At 71.3% G+C, this 16,833-nt stretch carries 16 protein-coding genes; 7 read left to right on the forward strand and 9 right to left on the reverse strand.

What is annotated here, in order from left to right; genetic code table 11:
• Positions 1 to 88: 88 nt before the first annotated feature.
• Positions 89 to 562, reverse strand: a complete 474-nt coding sequence (locus tag ACKUB9_RS27420; RefSeq protein WP_407529157.1) for a YaiI/YqxD family protein — start codon at positions 560 to 562, stop codon at positions 89 to 91.
• A gap of 208 nt (positions 563 to 770) precedes the next feature.
• Between ACKUB9_RS27420 and ACKUB9_RS27425 the strand changes: the two genes are divergently transcribed.
• Positions 771 to 1,319, forward strand: coding sequence for a prolyl-tRNA synthetase associated domain-containing protein (locus ACKUB9_RS27425; RefSeq protein WP_407529158.1), 549 nt, complete (start codon positions 771 to 773; stop codon positions 1,317 to 1,319).
• A 212-nt stretch (positions 1,320 to 1,531) separates the two neighbouring features.
• Here ACKUB9_RS27425 and ACKUB9_RS27430 read toward each other — a convergent pair whose 3' ends face one another.
• Both ACKUB9_RS27430 and ACKUB9_RS27435 read right to left on the reverse strand, forming a co-directional pair.
• Positions 1,532 to 2,029: a lipocalin-like domain-containing protein gene (locus tag ACKUB9_RS27430; protein WP_407529159.1), complete on the reverse strand. Its 498-nt coding sequence runs from the start codon at positions 2,027 to 2,029 to the stop codon at positions 1,532 to 1,534.
• Positions 2,029 to 2,925, reverse strand: coding sequence for an SDR family oxidoreductase (locus ACKUB9_RS27435; protein WP_407529160.1), 897 nt, complete (start codon positions 2,923 to 2,925; stop codon positions 2,029 to 2,031). The genes ACKUB9_RS27430 and ACKUB9_RS27435 overlap by 1 nt, the downstream gene beginning before the upstream one ends.
• A gap of 96 nt (positions 2,926 to 3,021) precedes the next feature.
• Here ACKUB9_RS27435 and ACKUB9_RS27440 point away from each other — a divergent pair, with 96 nt between their 5' ends.
• The 5 genes from ACKUB9_RS27440 (at position 3,022) to ACKUB9_RS27460 (ending at position 8,277) form a co-directional block, all read left to right on the forward strand.
• Positions 3,022 to 3,990 (forward strand): LysR family transcriptional regulator, encoded by a 969-nt coding sequence (locus ACKUB9_RS27440; RefSeq protein ID WP_407529175.1) that lies wholly within the window; start codon positions 3,022 to 3,024, stop codon positions 3,988 to 3,990.
• Positions 3,991 to 4,107: 117 nt separating this feature from the next.
• Positions 4,108 to 5,379 carry a cation:proton antiporter gene (locus tag ACKUB9_RS27445; RefSeq protein ID WP_407529161.1) on the forward strand — a complete coding sequence of 424 codons (1,272 nt, stop codon included), beginning with the start codon at positions 4,108 to 4,110 and terminating at the stop codon, positions 5,377 to 5,379.
• Positions 5,380 to 5,425: 46 nt separating this feature from the next.
• A complete protein-coding gene (locus ACKUB9_RS27450) occupies positions 5,426 to 5,752 on the forward strand; it encodes a DUF2934 domain-containing protein (protein WP_407529163.1) in 327 nt (108 codons plus the stop codon).
• A gap of 117 nt (positions 5,753 to 5,869) precedes the next feature.
• A complete protein-coding gene (locus ACKUB9_RS27455; protein WP_407529164.1) occupies positions 5,870 to 7,837 on the forward strand; it encodes a hybrid sensor histidine kinase/response regulator in 1,968 nt (655 codons plus the stop codon).
• 263 nt (positions 7,838 to 8,100) lie between these two features.
• Positions 8,101 to 8,277, forward strand: coding sequence for a DUF3606 domain-containing protein (locus ACKUB9_RS27460; RefSeq protein WP_407529165.1), 177 nt, complete (start codon positions 8,101 to 8,103; stop codon positions 8,275 to 8,277).
• A 111-nt stretch (positions 8,278 to 8,388) separates the two neighbouring features.
• Here ACKUB9_RS27460 and ACKUB9_RS27465 read toward each other — a convergent pair whose 3' ends face one another.
• Positions 8,389 to 11,046, reverse strand: coding sequence for a PAS domain S-box protein (locus ACKUB9_RS27465; protein ID WP_407529166.1), 2,658 nt, complete (start codon positions 11,044 to 11,046; stop codon positions 8,389 to 8,391).
• 57 nt (positions 11,047 to 11,103) lie between these two features.
• Positions 11,104 to 11,892 carry a Crp/Fnr family transcriptional regulator gene (locus ACKUB9_RS27470; protein ID WP_407529167.1) on the reverse strand — a complete coding sequence of 263 codons (789 nt, stop codon included), beginning with the start codon at positions 11,890 to 11,892 and terminating at the stop codon, positions 11,104 to 11,106.
• Between the two features lie 211 nt (positions 11,893 to 12,103).
• Between ACKUB9_RS27470 and ACKUB9_RS27475 the strand changes: the two genes are divergently transcribed.
• Positions 12,104 to 12,343 carry a DUF6894 family protein gene (locus ACKUB9_RS27475; protein ID WP_407529168.1) on the forward strand — a complete coding sequence of 80 codons (240 nt, stop codon included), beginning with the start codon at positions 12,104 to 12,106 and terminating at the stop codon, positions 12,341 to 12,343.
• Positions 12,344 to 12,426: 83 nt separating this feature from the next.
• On the opposite strand, the gene ACKUB9_RS27480 is transcribed toward ACKUB9_RS27475, so the two are convergent.
• Genes ACKUB9_RS27480 through ACKUB9_RS27495 form a run of 4 tightly spaced genes read right to left on the reverse strand, consistent with a single transcriptional unit; the run spans position 12,427 to position 16,707 of the window.
• Entirely contained in the window at positions 12,427 to 13,620 is a 1,194-nt protein-coding gene (locus ACKUB9_RS27480) for a pyridoxal phosphate-dependent aminotransferase (RefSeq protein WP_407529169.1), read from the reverse strand.
• Entirely contained in the window at positions 13,617 to 14,315 is a 699-nt protein-coding gene (locus ACKUB9_RS27485; protein WP_407529171.1) for a glycosyltransferase family 2 protein, read from the reverse strand. The genes ACKUB9_RS27480 and ACKUB9_RS27485 overlap by 4 nt, the downstream gene beginning before the upstream one ends.
• A complete protein-coding gene (locus ACKUB9_RS27490) occupies positions 14,303 to 15,358 on the reverse strand; it encodes a radical SAM protein (RefSeq protein ID WP_407529172.1) in 1,056 nt (351 codons plus the stop codon). Before ACKUB9_RS27490 ends, ACKUB9_RS27485 begins: the two co-directional genes overlap by 13 nt.
• Positions 15,355 to 16,707 carry an MptA/MptB family glycosyltransferase gene (locus tag ACKUB9_RS27495; protein ID WP_407529173.1) on the reverse strand — a complete coding sequence of 451 codons (1,353 nt, stop codon included), beginning with the start codon at positions 16,705 to 16,707 and terminating at the stop codon, positions 15,355 to 15,357. The genes ACKUB9_RS27490 and ACKUB9_RS27495 overlap by 4 nt, the downstream gene beginning before the upstream one ends.
• Between the last annotated feature and the right edge of the window lie 126 nt (positions 16,708 to 16,833).

Below are 16,833 nucleotides of genomic sequence, written 5' to 3' on the forward strand. Positions count from 1 at the left end.
GCCTGCGGGGCTACCCGCAGGCGCGCCGTCGCACGGTTCGTCGGGTGCCGCGCAGCCTCCGGGCAGGCCCTGCGCGGGCCGATCGCCGTCAACCGCGCTGCGCGCGCCGGAGCCGGACGACCGCCCGATCGAGGGCGCCCAGGAAGGCCGAGCGGTCCTTGGCCGAGAAGGGCCGGGAGCCGCCCGTGACCAAACCGGCCTCGCGCAGATCCTGCATCAGGTTCCGGCTTGCCAGGGCCATCCCGATCGAGGCCTCGGTGAACGGCTTGCCGGCGGGGCCGAGAACCGTGGCTCCGGACTTCACGCAGCGGCTGGCCAAGGGCACGTCGGCCGTGACGACGATGGCCTTCGGGCCCGCCCGCTCGGCGATCCAGTCATCCGCCGCATCGAAGCTTCCGGGGACCACGACCCGCTCGATCCAAGGCTCGCGGGGCAGGTTCATGAAGCTGTTGGCGACCACGAAGACGTGCAGCCCGTAGCGGGCCGCGACCCGGTAGACCTCGTCCTTCACCGGGCACGCATCCGCATCCACGAAGATCGTGATCTGGTCCGCTTGGCTCATGCCGATCGTTCTTCCGGGTGCGCTCGGTGGGGGTTCAGCGTCCGAGATGGCGCGTGATGCCTCCACCGTACAGACCACGCCGGGGGAGGGGAACGCGATCACGGCGGCGGTGCCGCGGGAACCGAGCGGCGGGCGCAAGCACAGGATGGCGCCGGGACCGGCCGGGCGGTAACGGCATCGGCCACGAGCAGCCGAGCCCGACGACGCCATGCCCTTCAGTTCCGATGATCTCCTGGCGCGCTTGCGCGAACGCGGTGTCGAGGCCGCGTTGCACGAGCATCCGCCCGTCCTCACCGTCGAGGCGATGCTGGCGCATTGCGGCGACATCCCGGGCGCGCATACCAAGAACCTGTTCCTGCGCGACGGCAGGAAGGCCTACTTCCTCGTCACCCTGCGCCACGACGCGCGCGTCGATCTGAAGGCCTTCCGGCAGGTCCTCGGGGCACGGGGCGGCCTCTCCTTCGCCAGTCCGGACGCCCTCCGGGAGCATCTTGGCGTGGAAAGCGGCGCAGTCTCGCCCCTGGCCGCGATGAACGCGCAGCCCGGGGGCGTGAGCGTGTTCATCGAACAGGCCCTGCTCGAAGCGGACCGGATCAACCTCCACCCGCTGGTGAGCACCCGCACGCTGTCCATCGTCCCGGCGACGGTCGTCGCCATCCTGGGCGAAGCCGGTCATCCGGTCACGCCGTTCACGCTTCCGGAGAGCGGCGAGCCCGAGACGGTCGCCGGCAGCGGGGCTCGGGAGCAGGAAGGCTGAGAGAGCCGTCGCTTCCACCCTCTCGCGCCTGGGATGAAGGCCAGCGCGATGCCGGCTCTCGCGATGGCCGCTGCGTCGCCGTCGACCGGCCTGCACGATTCCGCGACACCCGGCGGCATCCCGGGGGAGAACGCGTCCTGCTGCGGGAGAACGAGCCTCGCCCCACACGCCTGCGGACCCGCAGCGGGTCCCACCGCAGGACAGGGGCCGTCTCAGCGCACGCGCTGCCACTCGATGGCGATCCGGGTGCCGTCCGGCCTCCGGAAGCTCTCCCGCATGCGATCACCCTCGACGACGAGCTGGAGCTGCTCGGTCGTGCGCACGTCGCCGATCCAGTTCGGGAAGGTCGACCCCTCCACGCGGTTGCCGCTGAAGGCGCCCGCCGCATCCACCGTATAGGTGCCGAAGAAGCCGATGCTGCCGGCCATGGCGGCGCGGTTCTCCTCCGCGGAGCCCTGGCCCCGCGCGTTCGAGGCGAATCTCGGCACGTCGGCGTCGCTGAGAACCTCGACGAAGTGCATGTCGGGGGTGAACACCAGCAGCCCGTTCGGGCGCGCGCCGTAGGCCGGCGCGTTCCGACCGTCCGGGTCGATGCGCGCGGACACCATGCGCCACGTCCCCAGAACCTGGTTGGCGGGTTCGGCCCTGGCAGCGGACGCCGCGGCGAGTGCGGCGACGAGCACGGGAACGACAAGCTTCGACCGATCCATCACGCTTCTCCGATTGGTCCTTCGGTCGCCACGGGCGGTGCGGGCCGCTCGCTCCGGGTCGCGGCCATTCCGTCGACGTCGGCGGCGAGCGCGACCGATCTCTGCTCCTCCAAGGCGGCGCGGCGCGCGTCGAGGGCGCGGGCGATGGTGTGGTAGGCCGTGCTGCCCAGCACGAGGCGCAGCGGCGGCCGCTCGGCATCGGCCGCCGCGATGATGGCATCGGCCCCCTTGGCGGCGTCCCCCGTCAGAACGAAGCCCCCGCCGTCGACCGCGCGGCGGACATCGCCCGCGGGCGTCGCCGCGTAGGCCGGCATCGGCGTCGTCCGGTCGAGCCCCGCGCGGAACCCGGTCTCGGTCGGGCCAGGCTCGACCAGCAGGAAGTCGATGCCGAACGGGGCCACCTCCTGCGCGACCGCCTCGACGAAGCCTTCGATGCCCCATTTGGTGGCGTGGTAGAGGGAGAAGCCGGGGTAGGCGATCTGTCCTCCTTCCGAGGAGATCTGCACGATGCGGCCGCCGCCCTGGCGGCGCAGGTGCGGCAGGCAGGCCCGGATCAGCTGGATCGCGCCGACGAGGTTGGTCGCGACCTGGCGTTCGACCTGCGCGTCGCTCGCCTCCTCGGCCGCCCCGAACAGCGCGTAGCCCGCGTTGCTGACAACGATGTCGATGCGTCCCGCGACCTCGAACGCGGCGTCCGCGGTCGTCCGCAGGCCGGCCGTGTCGGCGACGTCGAGGCGCCGCACGATCAACCGCGCGCCATGCCGGTCGGCGAGGTCGTCGAGGGCGGCCGGCCGGCGGACGGTGGCGACGACCGTATCGCCGCGGGCCAGCAGTTTTTCGGTCAGCAAGCGGCCGAAACCGCTCGATGTGCCGGTGATCAACCACGTCTTCGACACGGCGCATGCTCCTCTCGGGGTGCCGTCGATCTAGGGGCTTTCGCCGCATCGCATTAGACGGCACAATCCGCATGCCCTGGTGAGAGGAGGCCACCAATCACCAAGCCGACCCTCGCCGACCTCACCGCCTTCGCGAGCGTGGCGGAGCACCGGAGCTTCACCCGGGCGGCCGACGCCCTCGGCCTGTCGCGCTCGTCCCTCAGTCACACGGTCCTGTCGCTCGAACGCCGGCTCGGGCAGCGCCTGCTGCACAGGACGACCCGCAGCGTCGCCCCGACGGAGGCGGGCGCCCGGCTGCTGCGGCGGGTCGGGCCGGTCCTGCGCGACCTCGATCACGCGCTCGACGAGTTCGCGCAGGACCAGGGGACCTTGCGCGGGACGTTGCGGATCAACGCCAGCGAGCTGGCCTCCCGCCTGCTCCTGCGCTCCGTCGTGCCGGCCTTCCTCGACCGCCACCCCGGCCTGGCGCTCGAACTCGTGGCGGACAACCGCTTCGTCGACATCGTCGAGCGCGGCTTCGACGCCGGGGTGCGCCTCGCCGAAGCCGTGCCGCAGGACATGATCGCGGTGCCCTTCGGTGGCGAGGTCCGCTTCGTCGCGGTCGCCTCACCCGGGTATCTGGCGGGAAACGCACCCCCGCGCTCGCCCGACGACCTTCGGTCGCACCGGTGCATCCGGCACCGCATGCCCAGCGGCAAGCCCTACCGCTGGGAGTTCGCGCGGCACGGGCGGGAATGGGTCGTGGACGTGCCCGGCCCCCTCACCCTCGACCATAACGGCCTGATGGTGGAGGCCGCCGCAGCGGGGCTCGGCATCGCCTACGTCTCGGAGCAGGCCGCACGGCCCTTGCTGGACGAGGGGCGGCTCGTCGTCGTCCTGAGCGAGTGGTCCCCGCCGGTTCCGGGGCTGTGCCTCTACTATGCCGGGCAACGCCACGTTCCGGCGGGGCTGCGCGCCTTCATCGACGTCCTGACCGGACGCTCCGGCGCTCCCGAACGCCCATCGCCGGACGCTCCCGGCCCCGACCGCCGAGGGGGCTCGGGCGGCGGCCCCGAGATGGCGTGACGGCCGTCGCGCCGCCGGGCACCGGCACGAACCGGAGGTTGCTCGACCCGCTACCGGCGGTCGCTGCGCCCCACGCGATGCCGAGGAACAGTCGGGCCGGGTGGTGGTTCGCTCCTGATGACTGCCTACATGCTCGTGCTGGCCGGCTTCGGTGCCCTCGTTCTCCTGACCGCGTGGCTGCCGATGGTTCTGCGGCAGATGCCGCTGTCCCTGCCGATCTGCTGCGTCGGCATCGGCGCGGTGCTGTCGGCTTTCCCCGAGATCCTCGGTGCCATGCCCCGTCCGCAGGAGCACCTCCTCGTCGTCGAGAAGGCGACCGAGTTGGTCGTCATCATCTCGCTCATGGGCGCCGGCCTGAAGCTCGACCGCGTGTTCGGCTGGCGGTGCTGGATCGTGACGTGGCGGCTTCTGGGCATCGCCATGCCGCTCACCATCCTGATCCTGACCGTGCTCGGCTCCGCTCTCCTCGGCCTCGGCACGGCGACGGCGCTTCTGCTCGCGGCCGCTCTCGCGCCGACCGATCCGGTGCTCGCCAGCGACGTGCAGGTCGGACCGCCGGGTGAAGGCCGGGAAGACGAGATGCGGTTCGCCCTGACCTCCGAGGCCGGCCTGAACGACGGGCTCGCCTTCCCCTTCGTGCATCTCGCCCTGGCCATGTCGGCGGCGAGTGTCGGTCTGCCGGAGCTGGGACAATGGTTCGCCGTGGCCGTGCTCTGGAAGCTCGTCGTGGGGATCGGCCTGGGAGGGGTGATCGGCTGGGCTCTCGGCTGGCTCACCTTCCATCTGCCGAACCGAGCCAAGCTGTCGCGCACCGGCGATGGCTTCGTGGCGCTCGGCATCACGTGCCTGACCTACGGCGTGGTCGAGATGGCGCACGGCTATGGTTTCGTGGCCGTGTTCGTGGCGGCTGTGGCGCTGCGGGCGACGAAGCGGGGGCATGACTATCATCACAAGCTGCACAGCTTCGCCGAGGAACTCGAACGCCTGCTGATGATGGTGCTGCTCGTCGGCTTCGGAGCCGCGCTCGTGGGCGGGGGCCTGCTCCAGGCCCTCTCGTGGGAGAGCGTGGCCTTCGCGCTGATCGCGCTGTTCGTCGTGCGTCCTGTGAGCGGCTGGCTTGCTCTTCTCGCGACGGATCAGCCGGCGAGCGAACGGGCCGTGATCAGCTTCTTCGGCATCCGCGGCGTGGGCACGATCTACTATCTGGCGTACGCGCTGGGCCACGCGACGTTCGAGCAGCCCGATCTGCTCTGGAGCACGGCGAGTCTCACGATCATGATCTCCATTCTGCTGCACGGGATCACGGTCACGCCGGTGCTGCGCTACCTCGATGTGCGCAGCGGCCGTGACACGGAGAGTGCGCAGCTCGGCCTGCCTCTGCCATCCTGAGCTCAGGGAAGCTCCGATGGGCGCGGTAGCTGGACGGAGGCAGGTGGTGGCCGGGAACAGCGCCAACGCGGCGCTGTTGCCTGGGCAGCGGCTACGCAGACCGGCACCTGAGATCATGGAAGCCCCAGGCGAGATTACGTTCGAGCAGATCCGTGAGCGCGCCTACGACCTGTGGGAGCGCAATCATCGGCCCGACGGCTTCGAGATCGAGTTCTGGCTCATGGCCGAGCGCGAACTCAAGGCCGAGCGTGACGGCAAGTCCGATCCTGGCTGCCGAACCGGGCCGGACCTCGCCCTCCTGGCCCGGGATCGCGCGAAGCCTCCGCACGATGACCCCTCGGCCCGCTTGGTTCTCCTGGGCGGGTCAGCATGAGCGGTCGCCGCGGAGGGCGCCTTCTCGCCCGGCACAGGCGGCACGTTGGTCCGCGGGCGATAGGATGATAGGGACATACGTCGAGCGAATCCGCCCACCCGACTGCAAGATGACATCGTGACCGAAGCGAATACGATCGAGGCTGCCGCACTTCGTGACGATCGCTACCGTCTCCTCGTCGAGAGCATCGTTGATTACGCGATCTATATGCTCGACCCGGAAGGCCGGATCACGAGCTGGAACAAGGGCGCGCAGCGCTTCAAGGGCTATTCGGAGGCCGAGATCCTCGGCCAGCACTTCTCCCGCTTCTACACCGATGAGGATCGCGCGACGGACCTGCCCGGCCGCGCCTTGCGGATCGCCGCCACCGAAGGCCGCTTCGAGCAGGAGGGCTGGCGCGTGCGCAAGGACGGCTCACTCATGTGGGCGCACGTGCTGATCGACCCGATCCGGAGCGATGACGGCACGCTGCTGGGATACGCCAAGGTCACCCGCGACCTGAGCGAACGGCGGGCGGTCCAGGAGGCCCTGCGGCAGAGCGAGCAGCGCTTCCGCCTGCTCGTCCAGGGCGTGCAGGACTACGCCATCTACATGCTCGACCCGCAGGGCAGGGTGTCGAGCTGGAACAAGGGCGCGCAGCGCTTCAAGGGCTACACCGACGACGAGATCATCGGCCAGCACTTCTCGCACTTCTATACCGACGAGGATCAGGCGTCGGGTCTGCCGACCCGCGCCCTTCAGACCGCAGCGCGCGAAGGCCGCTTCGAGGCCGAGGGCTGGCGCGTGCGCAAGGATGGCGTGCGGTTCTGGGCGCACGTCGTGATCGATCCCATCCGCGGCGATCACGGCGAGCTGGTCGGCTATGCCAAGATCACGCGCGACGTCACCGAACGGCGCAACGCCCAGCAGGAGCTGGAGGCCACCCGCGCCCGCTTCGTCCAGGCGCAGAAGATGGAGGCGATCGGGCAACTCACCGGCGGGGTCGCCCACGACTTCAACAACCTGCTCGCCGTGGTGCTCGGCAACCTGGCTCTGGCGCGCAAGCGCCTGCCGCCGGATCCCAAGCTCCGGCAGCTGATCGAAAACTCGGTCCAGGCGGCCGAGCGCGGCGCGACGCTGACCAAGCGCATGCTCGCCTTCGCGCGGCTGCAGGCGCTCACCATCGGCCCGATCGACGTGCCGGAGCTCGTGCGCGGCATGGCGGAGCTGCTGCAGCGCTCGATCGGTTCGACCATCCCGGTCAGCACGCAATTCCCGCTGCAGCTGCCGCACGCGTTCGCCGACGCCTCGCAGCTCGAGCTGGCGCTGCTCAACCTGACGGTGAACGCACGGGACGCCATGCCGGAGGGCGGCACGATCACGATCGCGGCGCGCGAGGAGCGGGTCGGCCCGGAGGAGATCGCCGGCCTGGCAGCAGGCCGCTATCTCTGCCTGTCCGTCATCGACACGGGCGTGGGCATGGATGAGCGGACGCTCACCCAAGCCGTCGAGCCGTTCTTCACGACCAAGGGCGTCGGCAAGGGCACGGGCCTCGGCCTGTCCATGATCCACGGCTTTGCCGAGCAATCGGGCGGGCGGCTGCACCTCACGAGCACCCTCGGGCGGGGGACGACGGCGGAGCTGTGGCTGCCGGCCGTGGAGGCGGGTCCGGCCGGGGATGAGACGGACAACCAAGATCCCGCGCTGCCCAGCTTGCGGGCGATGACGGTGCTGGTCGTCGATGACGACCCGCTGGTGCTGATGAACACGTCCGCGATGCTCGAGGACCTCGGCCACAGCGTGCTGGAAGCCTCGTCCGGCGAGCAGGCCCTGCGCATCCTGCGCCGGTCGGAGACCATCGATCTGCTGATCACCGATCAGCTGATGCCGGGCATGACGGGCACGCAGCTGATCGAGGTTCTCCGGGCGGAGCACGCCGGCCTGCCGGTGATCCTGGCCAGCGGCTACGCCGAGCTGCCGGAGGATGAGCTTGCCGGCCTGGTGCGGCTGGGCAAGCCGTTCCAGCAGGCCGACCTGGCGCGCGCGCTGGTGACGAGCCTGCGGCCCGAAGCGCAGGTCCTGCCATTCCCAGGCCGGCCGGGGTGAGGCGCGGCGGAAGCCCCGGCGAGGAATGTCACCGGGTGAGCCCGGACGCGCCGGGACGAGGGCAGCCAGCGAAGCCGGACCGTCGACGGGCGGCGGTCCTGTCGGCCGCGGCGACAGCCGAACGGCGAGCGTCGAACCCGCGGGCCGCGGGCCGACGTTCGGCACGGCGGCGGCGTCCGCAACAAACCGCCGCTGCGCACGTTGTCGACCATCTCTGACACACCTCCAGCTGCGCGCGTCCCGCCCGCGCCAAGGTCGATTCGATGTCGCTGCCTCAGCCCGAGACCGCCTCCCACCCGAAAACGCACCTCGACATCCACGATCCGCGCGAGATGCGGTCACTCGCTCGCGACCTCAACGTGACCGTGGATGAACTGAAACAGTCTGTTCGGATGTTCGGTACCCGGATCGGCGCTCTCCGGGCTTGCCTGGGCAAGTAGAGCCAGGACCCGTCGCGCCGGAACCACGACAAGGCCTGGGCGCGACAGCCCACGGTGCGGCGTCGCGCACGGGAGCGACGGTGACACATCCCGACGCGATCGGATCCTGCTCTAGGCGGCAGCCTCGCTGCGCTGCTCCTGCATCGAGGCGAGCGGTGCCTCCAGCCTGCAGACCAGGCCCGTGGGCGCGTAGGTCAGCTTGACCTCGCCACCGACCTCGGCGGCGAAGCTGCGCTCGATCAGCCGCGAGCCGAACCCCTTGTGTGCCGGCTGAACCAGGATGGGCGGGCCGCCCTGCTCGGACCAAGTCAGGCAGAACCGGGACGCGTCGGCGGCGTGCACCACGTGCCAGCGCAGGTCCACCGTGCCGCTCTCGTTCGAGAGGGCGCCGTACTTGGCCGCGTTGGTGGCGAGCTCGTGCAGCGCCAGCGCCAAGGAGAGCGCCGGCTTGGCCGCCAGCAGCACGTTGGGGCCGCTGACCCGGATGCGGGCGGGGCCCGCGTTCCGGTGCACGCTGAGGGCGCCCTCGACCACCTCGGCGATCGGCGCGGCCGTCCAGCTCGCCTGGGTGAGGATGTCGTGCGCACGGCCCAGCGAGATCAGGCGGGCGGCGAACGCCTCGCGCATCTCGGTCACGTCCGCCGCACCGCGCAGGGTCTGGCTGGCGATCGCCTGAACCAGGGCGAGGGTGTTCTTCACCCGGTGCTGCAGCTCGCTCGTGAGCAGCCGCTGGTGCTCCTCGGCCCGCTTGCGGGCGGTGATGTCGAGCATGGCGCCGATCATCCGCACGGCCCGGCCGCGACCGTCCCGCAGCACGTAGCCACGGTCGAGGATGTCCGCATAGGTGCCGTCGGCACGCAGGAAGCGGTACTCGTCGCTCCAGTGCTCCCCGTCGCCGTCGATCACCGCGTAGATGCTGGTCTTCACGCGTTCGCGGTCGTCGGGGTGGATGTGGGACTTCCACCACGAGCCGCTCGCGCCGACCTCGTCCTCGGCGTAGCCGAACAGGGTCTGCACCGCCTCGTTCCAGCGGATGTGGTCGGTGACGAGGCTCCAGTCCCAGATCGCATCGTTGGTCGCGCGCGCCGCGAGGCGGTAGCGCTCCTCCGTGTCGCGCAGGTCCTGCTCGCCGCGCCGGTTGGCCGTGATGTCGCGCACCGTGCCGATGAAGCGCACCGTGCGGCCCTTCTCGACGATGGCCCGCCCCTTGGCGGCGAGCCAGCGCTCGACGCCGTCCTGCAGGCCGATCGTCCGGTACACGATGTCGTAGGTGCCGTCGCCCGCGGGGTCGAGGGCGGCGCTCACCGCCGCGTCCACCCAGGACCGATCCTCCGGATGCAGGCCGGCCAGGAACGTCGCGTAGGTCACGGGCGCGTCCGGCGGCAGCCCGAAGGCGGCGTGCACGCGCGCATCCCACCGCAGGGTCCCCGTGACCGGGTCGTAGTCGAAGATGCCGATGTGGGTGGCCTCGATCGCCAGACGCAGCTGATCCTGCGCCCTGCGCAGATCCTCCTCGGCCTGACGACGGTCGTGGATGTCGATGGCGATGCCGATCCAGCTCGCGACCGCCCCGGCCGCGTCGATCACGGGTTTGCCGCGGGCCAGGAACCAGCGGTACTGACCGTCGCTGGCACGCCGGAACGGGATCTCGACTTCGACCGTGCCGACATCGGCGACCGCCTGCCTCCACGCGCCGAGCACCCGCTCGCGGTGCTCCGGATGGATCACGCTGGCCCAGCCGTCGCCGCCGGTGTCGCCGGGGGTCAGTCCGGTGAACTCGTACCAGATCGGGTTGCAGTAGGTGATGGTGCCGGCCGCATCGCCGAACCAGACCACCTGCGGGCTGACCTCGACCAGCGAGCGGAAGCGCAGCTCGCTGGCGCTCCGCTCCGCCGCCGCCCGCCGCTGCTGGGTGCGGTCGCGCAGGATCTTGAGGAAGCCCTGGACCGCGCCGTTCTCGGCCTTGAGCGGCATCATCTCGCCCTGAGCCCAGAAGCGCTCGCCGGACTTGCGCAGATACCAGCGCTCGTCCGGCGCGCTGCCTTGCGTGAGCGCGAGACCCATCTCGATCTCGGGCCGCTGCCCCTCCCGATCCTCGGGCGTGAAGAAGACGTGGACGCTCTCGCCCAGCATCTCGGCCTGCGTCCAGCCGAGGATGCGCTCGGCCCCGGCATTCCAGCGGGTGACCCGGCCGCGGCGGTCGGTGGCGACGATCGCGTAATCCGTCGCACTCTCCAGGATCCGATCCTGCAGCTCCCGTTCGGCACTCTGCTCGCGCAGGGTGCGGCGCAGCTCCAGCTGCGCCATGGTCTGGCGTGCCAGATGCGTCAGCGTGCCCTTCTGCCGCTCGCTCAGCTCACGCGGCCTCGTGTCGAGCACGCAGACGGTGCCGATCGGGTGCCCCTCGGGCGTCTTGAGCAGCGCCCCGGCGTAGAAGCGCAGGCCCGGCTCACCGGTGACCAGGGGATTGCACGCGAAGCGGGGATCCCGCGTGGCGTCCGGCACGTACAGGAAGTCCTCCTGCAGGAGGGCCTGCCGGCAGAACGAGCTCTCGAGTGGCGTTTCGCGCACGCCGAGGCCGACCTCGGCCTTGAAGAACTGCCGCCCCTCACCGATCAGGTTGACCACCGCGATCGGGGCTTGGCAGATCTCGGCGGCCAGCGCCGCGATGCCGTCGAAATCCTCCTCGCGCGGCGTGTCGAGGATCTCGTAGCGATCGAGCGCGCGCAGGCGGGCCTGCTCGGTGGAGGGGTCGCACGCGCGGCTCATCCCCGGAGGAGCCCCGTGGCGGGGATCGGATTCGATGGCGGAGGCAGGCGCGGTCCCTCACACCGCATGGGACATGCCGGTGTCGTTGGCGACCGGCCGCAGGGCGATCAGCGTGCCGGACGTGCTGTAGACGGCGCCGAGCACCGTCTCGAAGTGCCGCCTGACGGCGCCGTGGCACTCGCAGGCCTTCTGCTCCAGGGCCGGCCGGTCGCAGACGATGATGCGGCCCCGGCGCACCTGCACCAGCTCCTGCTGCTGCAGGCTCTTGAGCGTCCGGGTCAGATAGGAGCGCTGCACGCCCAGCAACTCGGCCAGGAGCTCGTGCGTGATCGGCAGGACGTTGCCGCCGAGGCGGTCCTGCAAGCTGAGGATCCAGCGGGCACACCGCTCCTCGATCGGATGCAGGGCGTTGCAGGCCACCGACTGCAGCACCTGCGCGAGCAGGCAGTCCGAGTAGCGCGTGAACAGGTTGCGCAGGGCGGGAGAGCTCGCCTTGACCTCCTGCAGGCGCGCGGTCTCCAGGCGCAGCATCGGCCCGCTGATCTGCACCACCGCCCGGCTGAAGGCTGGCAGCGAGCCCTGGCTGACCACCCCGCCGATGGCGCCCTCATGGCCGACCGTCGCGGTTTCGATCGTGCGCCCGTCCTGCATGGTGATGATCAGGGCCGCCACGCTGGAGCCGCACGGGAAGGAGATGCAGGAGACGTCCTCGCCCACTTCGAACAGCACGTCGCCGCGCCGGTAGTCCTTCAGCTCGAGATGCGGCGCGAGGAGGGCCCGGTCCTTCGGGCGCAGGGCCTGGAGGAGCAGGTTGCCGCTCATGGGAAGGTCGGCGTCAGGGATCATGGCAGCTGCAGCGGGGTGGGTGTGTCCGACCATGCTCCTACCGCAGCGCTTGACCGGCTGTCTGTTCACTTGTGCACAAATGGCGAAAAAATCAGCGCCCGCATTGGCTTAACGCAGGATAAGCTGCGCCGCCCCGTCCCGCTGCAACCTTCGTCAGGGTCAGGCTTTTTAGCTCTCGGGCCGCCCTCGTGCATCCGGATGCGGAATCGTCATGCCACGCTTTTTCATCGACTTCGAGGACGGCGCTCAGTCGCTGAAGGATGACGAGGGCGAGGAGTACCCGAGCCTCGAGGCGGCTCGCGATGCCGCGATCGCGGCGCTGCCGGACATCGGCCGGGAGAAGCCGCCGCAGGACGGCAAGCGCAGCTTCGTGGCCTATGTCCGCGATGAGCACGGTCGGGTGCTCTGCACGGTGCGGCTGAGCCTGGATGCCGAGTGCCTGTCCGACTGACACGGTCGCCGATTGATCGCTTCGCCAGAGTGCACCTTGGCCAGAGTGGACCTCGGCCAAAGTGGACCTCGGCGATGCGGATTTCAGCTTCGCTCAGGTGCGCGGAGTCTCCGCTCCGCCGCGCGGGCTGCCTGATACGAGGCAGGCTGGGCGTCCGATGCGATCGGTCGCGTGGCGAGGTGCAGATCCAGAACGTCCAGCGCCGACGCGACGCGGGCATGGCCGAGACCGATGCGGACGCGATCGACCGGAAGCGGCCCGAGGGGCGACCGCCACAGGGACGCGGGCAGGATGAGCAAGCCGCAGTCGCGGGCGAGTTCGGCGGCGAAGACATCCGCGTCGCCCCCGCGATAGCGCGGGAAGGCGAAGGCGAGGTGATGCCCGCCCTCCGGCTCGAACAGGCCGGAATGCCGCGCGAGCAGCGCGTCGAGGCGGGCACGGTTGCGGCGCCCGATCTCGCGTGTCCGCGCCAGGATCGATTTGCTCCGGCGCAGCGCGACGTGCGCCAGCACCTCGCTCGCCGAAGAGAGGCAGCTCGACAATCCGTTCTTCACCGCGAGGGTGCGGGACAACAGGGCGCGGTCGCGGCAGGCGACCCAGCCGACGCGCAGGCCCGGCAACCCGTAGCCCTTCGACAATCCATCGATCGAGATGCCGCGCTCGTAGACCTCCACCACGGCGGGCGCAGGCACCGGGTCGGTCTCGCGATAGACCTCGTCGATGACGAGCCAGAGGCCGCGGCGGCGGCAGAGCGCCACCAGGGCGTCGAGGGCGGCGCGCGGCAGCGAGGCGCCGGTCGGGCTATTTGGAAAATTCGCCAGGACGAGCCTCGTGTTCGGCCGAAGCGCCGCCGCGACGCGGTCGAGGTCGAGCGTCCAGGCGCCGTCGTCGGCGAGGGAGATACCGGTCGCGGCGCAGCGCGCCGTCACGGCCTGCTCGGAGGGCTGGTAGAGCGGCAGCACCACCACGGCGTGGTCGTCGGGCGTCAGCAGCGCCCGCAGCACGCAGGAAGCGGCCTCCTGGGCGCCCGCGCAGCAGAGCACGTCGTCGGCGGCGAGCCCCGCGTGGCGGCGCGCGACCGCCTCCCGCAGCCAGGGCGCGCCGCGCGGGTCGGCGTAGCCGAGGTCGAGGGCGGCCCAGCGGCGCTGGTCCTCGGCATCCGCGAGGGCGAGGAGCGCCGCGAGCGGCAGAGTCTCGGAATCGGAGGCCGCGAGGTCGTGCCGGATGCCCGCGCTCCAGCGCGCCAGGAAGGCCGCCAGGGCGAAGGGCTCGCTCATCGCCGGGGCGCCGGTCCGGCCGCCACGCGCAGGAAGGTCGTCACGATGCGGCTGCCCGCCCGCAGCGTCCCGGGCAGCGACCCCGCGACCTTCGAGGCGCCGCCCGCCCGGCGGCGATAGGGCAGCGGCACCTCGGCGATGCGCAAGGATGCGCGGGCGGCCTGCATCTGCATCTCGATGTTCCACCCGTAGGTCATCTCGCGAAGCCCGAGGCGGGCGAGCGCCGCCCGGTCGATCGCCCGGAAAGCGCACATGTCGGAGTAGCGCACGCCGGTGAGCGCCCCGATGCCCAGGCCCGCGAGGCGCCCGGCGAGCACCTGATGCCAGAGCATCGCGCCGGGTTCGCGGTCGCCCCGCGTGCGGGAGGCGAGCACCAGATCTTGCTCGCCCGCCAGCACCGGGCCGGCGACCACCTCCATCAGGTCGGCGCGGTCGGCGCCGTCGCCGTCGAGGAAGACGATGACGCGGTTGTACGGGTTCGCCGCCGCCGCCCCCGCCGCGCAGGCCCGGCCGTAGCCGCGCCCCGCCGCGATCACGCGGGCGCCCGCCGCCGCGGCGACCTCTGGCGTGCCGTCGCGGCTGCCGCCATCCGCCACGATGAGGTCGCCCGCATAGGCGCGCGGGATCTCGGCCAGCACCGCCCCGATGGTCGAGGCTTCGTCGAGGGTCGGGATGACGACGCTCACAGGCTCCATCGCAGACCGCAATTCCTGCAAGGGGCCGGGGGCGCGTCCGAGAGGAGCGCCGAGCGGAAATCGCGGTAGGCCTCGCCGTTCCAGATCTCGCGCAGGGTCGCCTGCGTCGCGTCGCCGAGCGTGTAATGCGCGTAGCCCCGCACCGCGAAGGGCGCGATGCAGCAGGGCAGCGCCCGGCCGTGCGCGGTGAAGTACATCAGCGACCAGGGCCGGCGGCAGGTGGACCAGGGCTGCTCCTCCGCCTGCCGCTTCAGGCTGAGGCCCGGCTCGGTGGCGCCCGACGCGTCGAGGGTCACGCCGAGGTCGGCCCCGATCGCCTGCGCGGCCGCGATCGCCGCGCGTTCCTCCTCGCGCGTGCTCTCGAACAGCGACAGGTCGGAACGGGCCATGCCGTAGCCGGCCTCGTCGAAGACGAGGCGCTGCAGATGGACCTCCGCCACGCCCATCTCGGCGGCGAGCCGCACGAAGGCGGGCAGCTGGTCGATCGTCTCCTTGAGCCCGGTGAGCCAGAGCGAGACCTTCGGGGTCGCCGCGCCCACCTTGCGCTGGTGGGCGACGAACCGGCCGACGTCGCGCACGATGCGGTCGAAGAAATCCTTGCCGCGCACCTTGAGGTAGGAGGCGCGGTCGGCGGCGTCGAGCGAGACGCGCAGCTCGTCGAGGCCGGTGTCGATCAGCTCCTGGAAGCGCTTCGGCTGCATCAGGGTGCCGTTCGTGTTGAACAGCACGTGGGTGCCGCGGTCCTTCAGGTAGCGGATCATCCGCGGCAGGGATTTGACCAGCATCGGCTCGCCGACGCCGTGCAGCACCACGCGCGCCACGTCCGGCACTTGGTCGACGATCCGGGTGAACAGCTCCCAGCTCATGTCGGCCGGGGGCTCCAGCGTCTCGAAGGTGCGCGGGCAGGTCTCGCACAGCAGGTTGCAGCGGTTCGTCACCTCCAGGTAGAGGCAGACCGGCGGCGCCTCGGCCGATGCGGAGCGCCTCGCGTCGATCGCCTCGAAGTAGCGGCGCGGGTCCTTGAGGGCGGGGGAGGCCGTCATGAGGCTCCTCTCGGGTGGGCGAGGGCGGATGCGGCGGGACGGAGCGCCCGCCCTGCCAGGATCAGGGCCGGGACGAACACGAGGGCCGGCCAGACGAAGCGATCGTTGAACGGGTCGACGTAGAACAGCACGGGCGCGGCCGAGAGCCAGATCACCGCCGGGCTCGGCGCCACCGCCGCGGGCAGGGCGAGCCACGCATAGTACCAGGCGTAGTGCGGGTTCGCGGCGGCCGTGGCGATTGCGGCGAGCAGCCCCGCGTCGCGGCAGAGCCGCACCGTATCCGGCCCGCCCGAAGGCGCCCGCCGGGTCGCGACCCACCACGAGAGCGCCGCGAACGCGACGGCGACGCCGAGCGCGTAGATCCGCCCGGCGCTGTCCGGCAGGGGCACGAGGCGAGAGAGGCCCGCGAGCAGCCAAAAACCGTGACCGGTGTCGAAGCCCTCCTCGGCCCCGTAGGCCGGCAGGAAGCCGAGCACGTGCCGGCCCGCCGAGAGATAGAGGGCGTAGAGGACGACGATCACGCCCGCGCCCGCCAGCGCCGGGCGCCACAGCCGCCCGCCCCGCACGAAGGCCGGGGCGACGACGACCGGCAGGAACTTCACCAGTGTGGCAGCTGCCAGCAGCGCGCCGGCCACGCCGTCGCGGTGCCGCGCGCGGGCGAGGAGCGCGAGGGCGAGGAGCGCCACCGCCAGCGCATCGACGTGGCCGTCCAGCGCGAAGGACCACAGCACCAGCGGGTTCCAGGCGTAGATCAGGATCCGCACCTGCGGCAGGCCGGCGAGCGCGAGCAGGCGCAGGAGGCAGACCATCGCGACCGCCTCGCACAGCAGCATCGCGGCCTTCATGGCGGTGACGCTCGCGCCCACCTGAGCCACGAGCGCGAAGAAAACCTGCGCGGCCGGCGGGTAGATCGTGCGGGCATAGTCGGCCCGGTTGATCAGCGGAAAGACGGCGGGGTCGCGCAGGTGGGCCAGCGCCGGGTCAGCCGGGACGTAGCGGTAGGGGTTGATTCCCGCCGCCTGCACCTGCCCGTCCCAGACGTAGCGGTAGATGTCGCTCGACAGGAACGGGAGTTCGGGCAGGAGCGCGAGGCGCAGCAGCACCGCGAGCGCCAGCACGAGCCAGGGGGCGGAGGCCGGGAGGTCGCTTCGCAGCACGAGGCGCACGGCGAGGAGGTAGACGCCCACCGAGACCGCCAGCACGCCGACGAAGAGGTTGGCCCTGAGCGGCGTGCCGACCGTGTCGGCGCCGGGGATGTGGAGCGCGAGCGCGCCGAGGGTGAGCGCGGCGAGGGCCGCGCCAAGGAGCGCGAGGCGGAAGAGCGGTGAAGTCAGCCGCGCACGCCACATCTGGACGGGAGGCGCGGGGACCCCTTCTCCCGAGTGGGAAAGAGGCTTGCAGATGCACACATCGCCGAATGAGGCGCGGGATCTCCTCTCCCCGCGTGCGGGGAGAGGGCTGCTTGCACCTTGTCG

This window comes from Methylobacterium oryzisoli (assembly GCF_046557895.1).
Taxonomy (GTDB): domain Bacteria; phylum Pseudomonadota; class Alphaproteobacteria; order Rhizobiales; family Beijerinckiaceae; genus Methylobacterium; species Methylobacterium oryzisoli.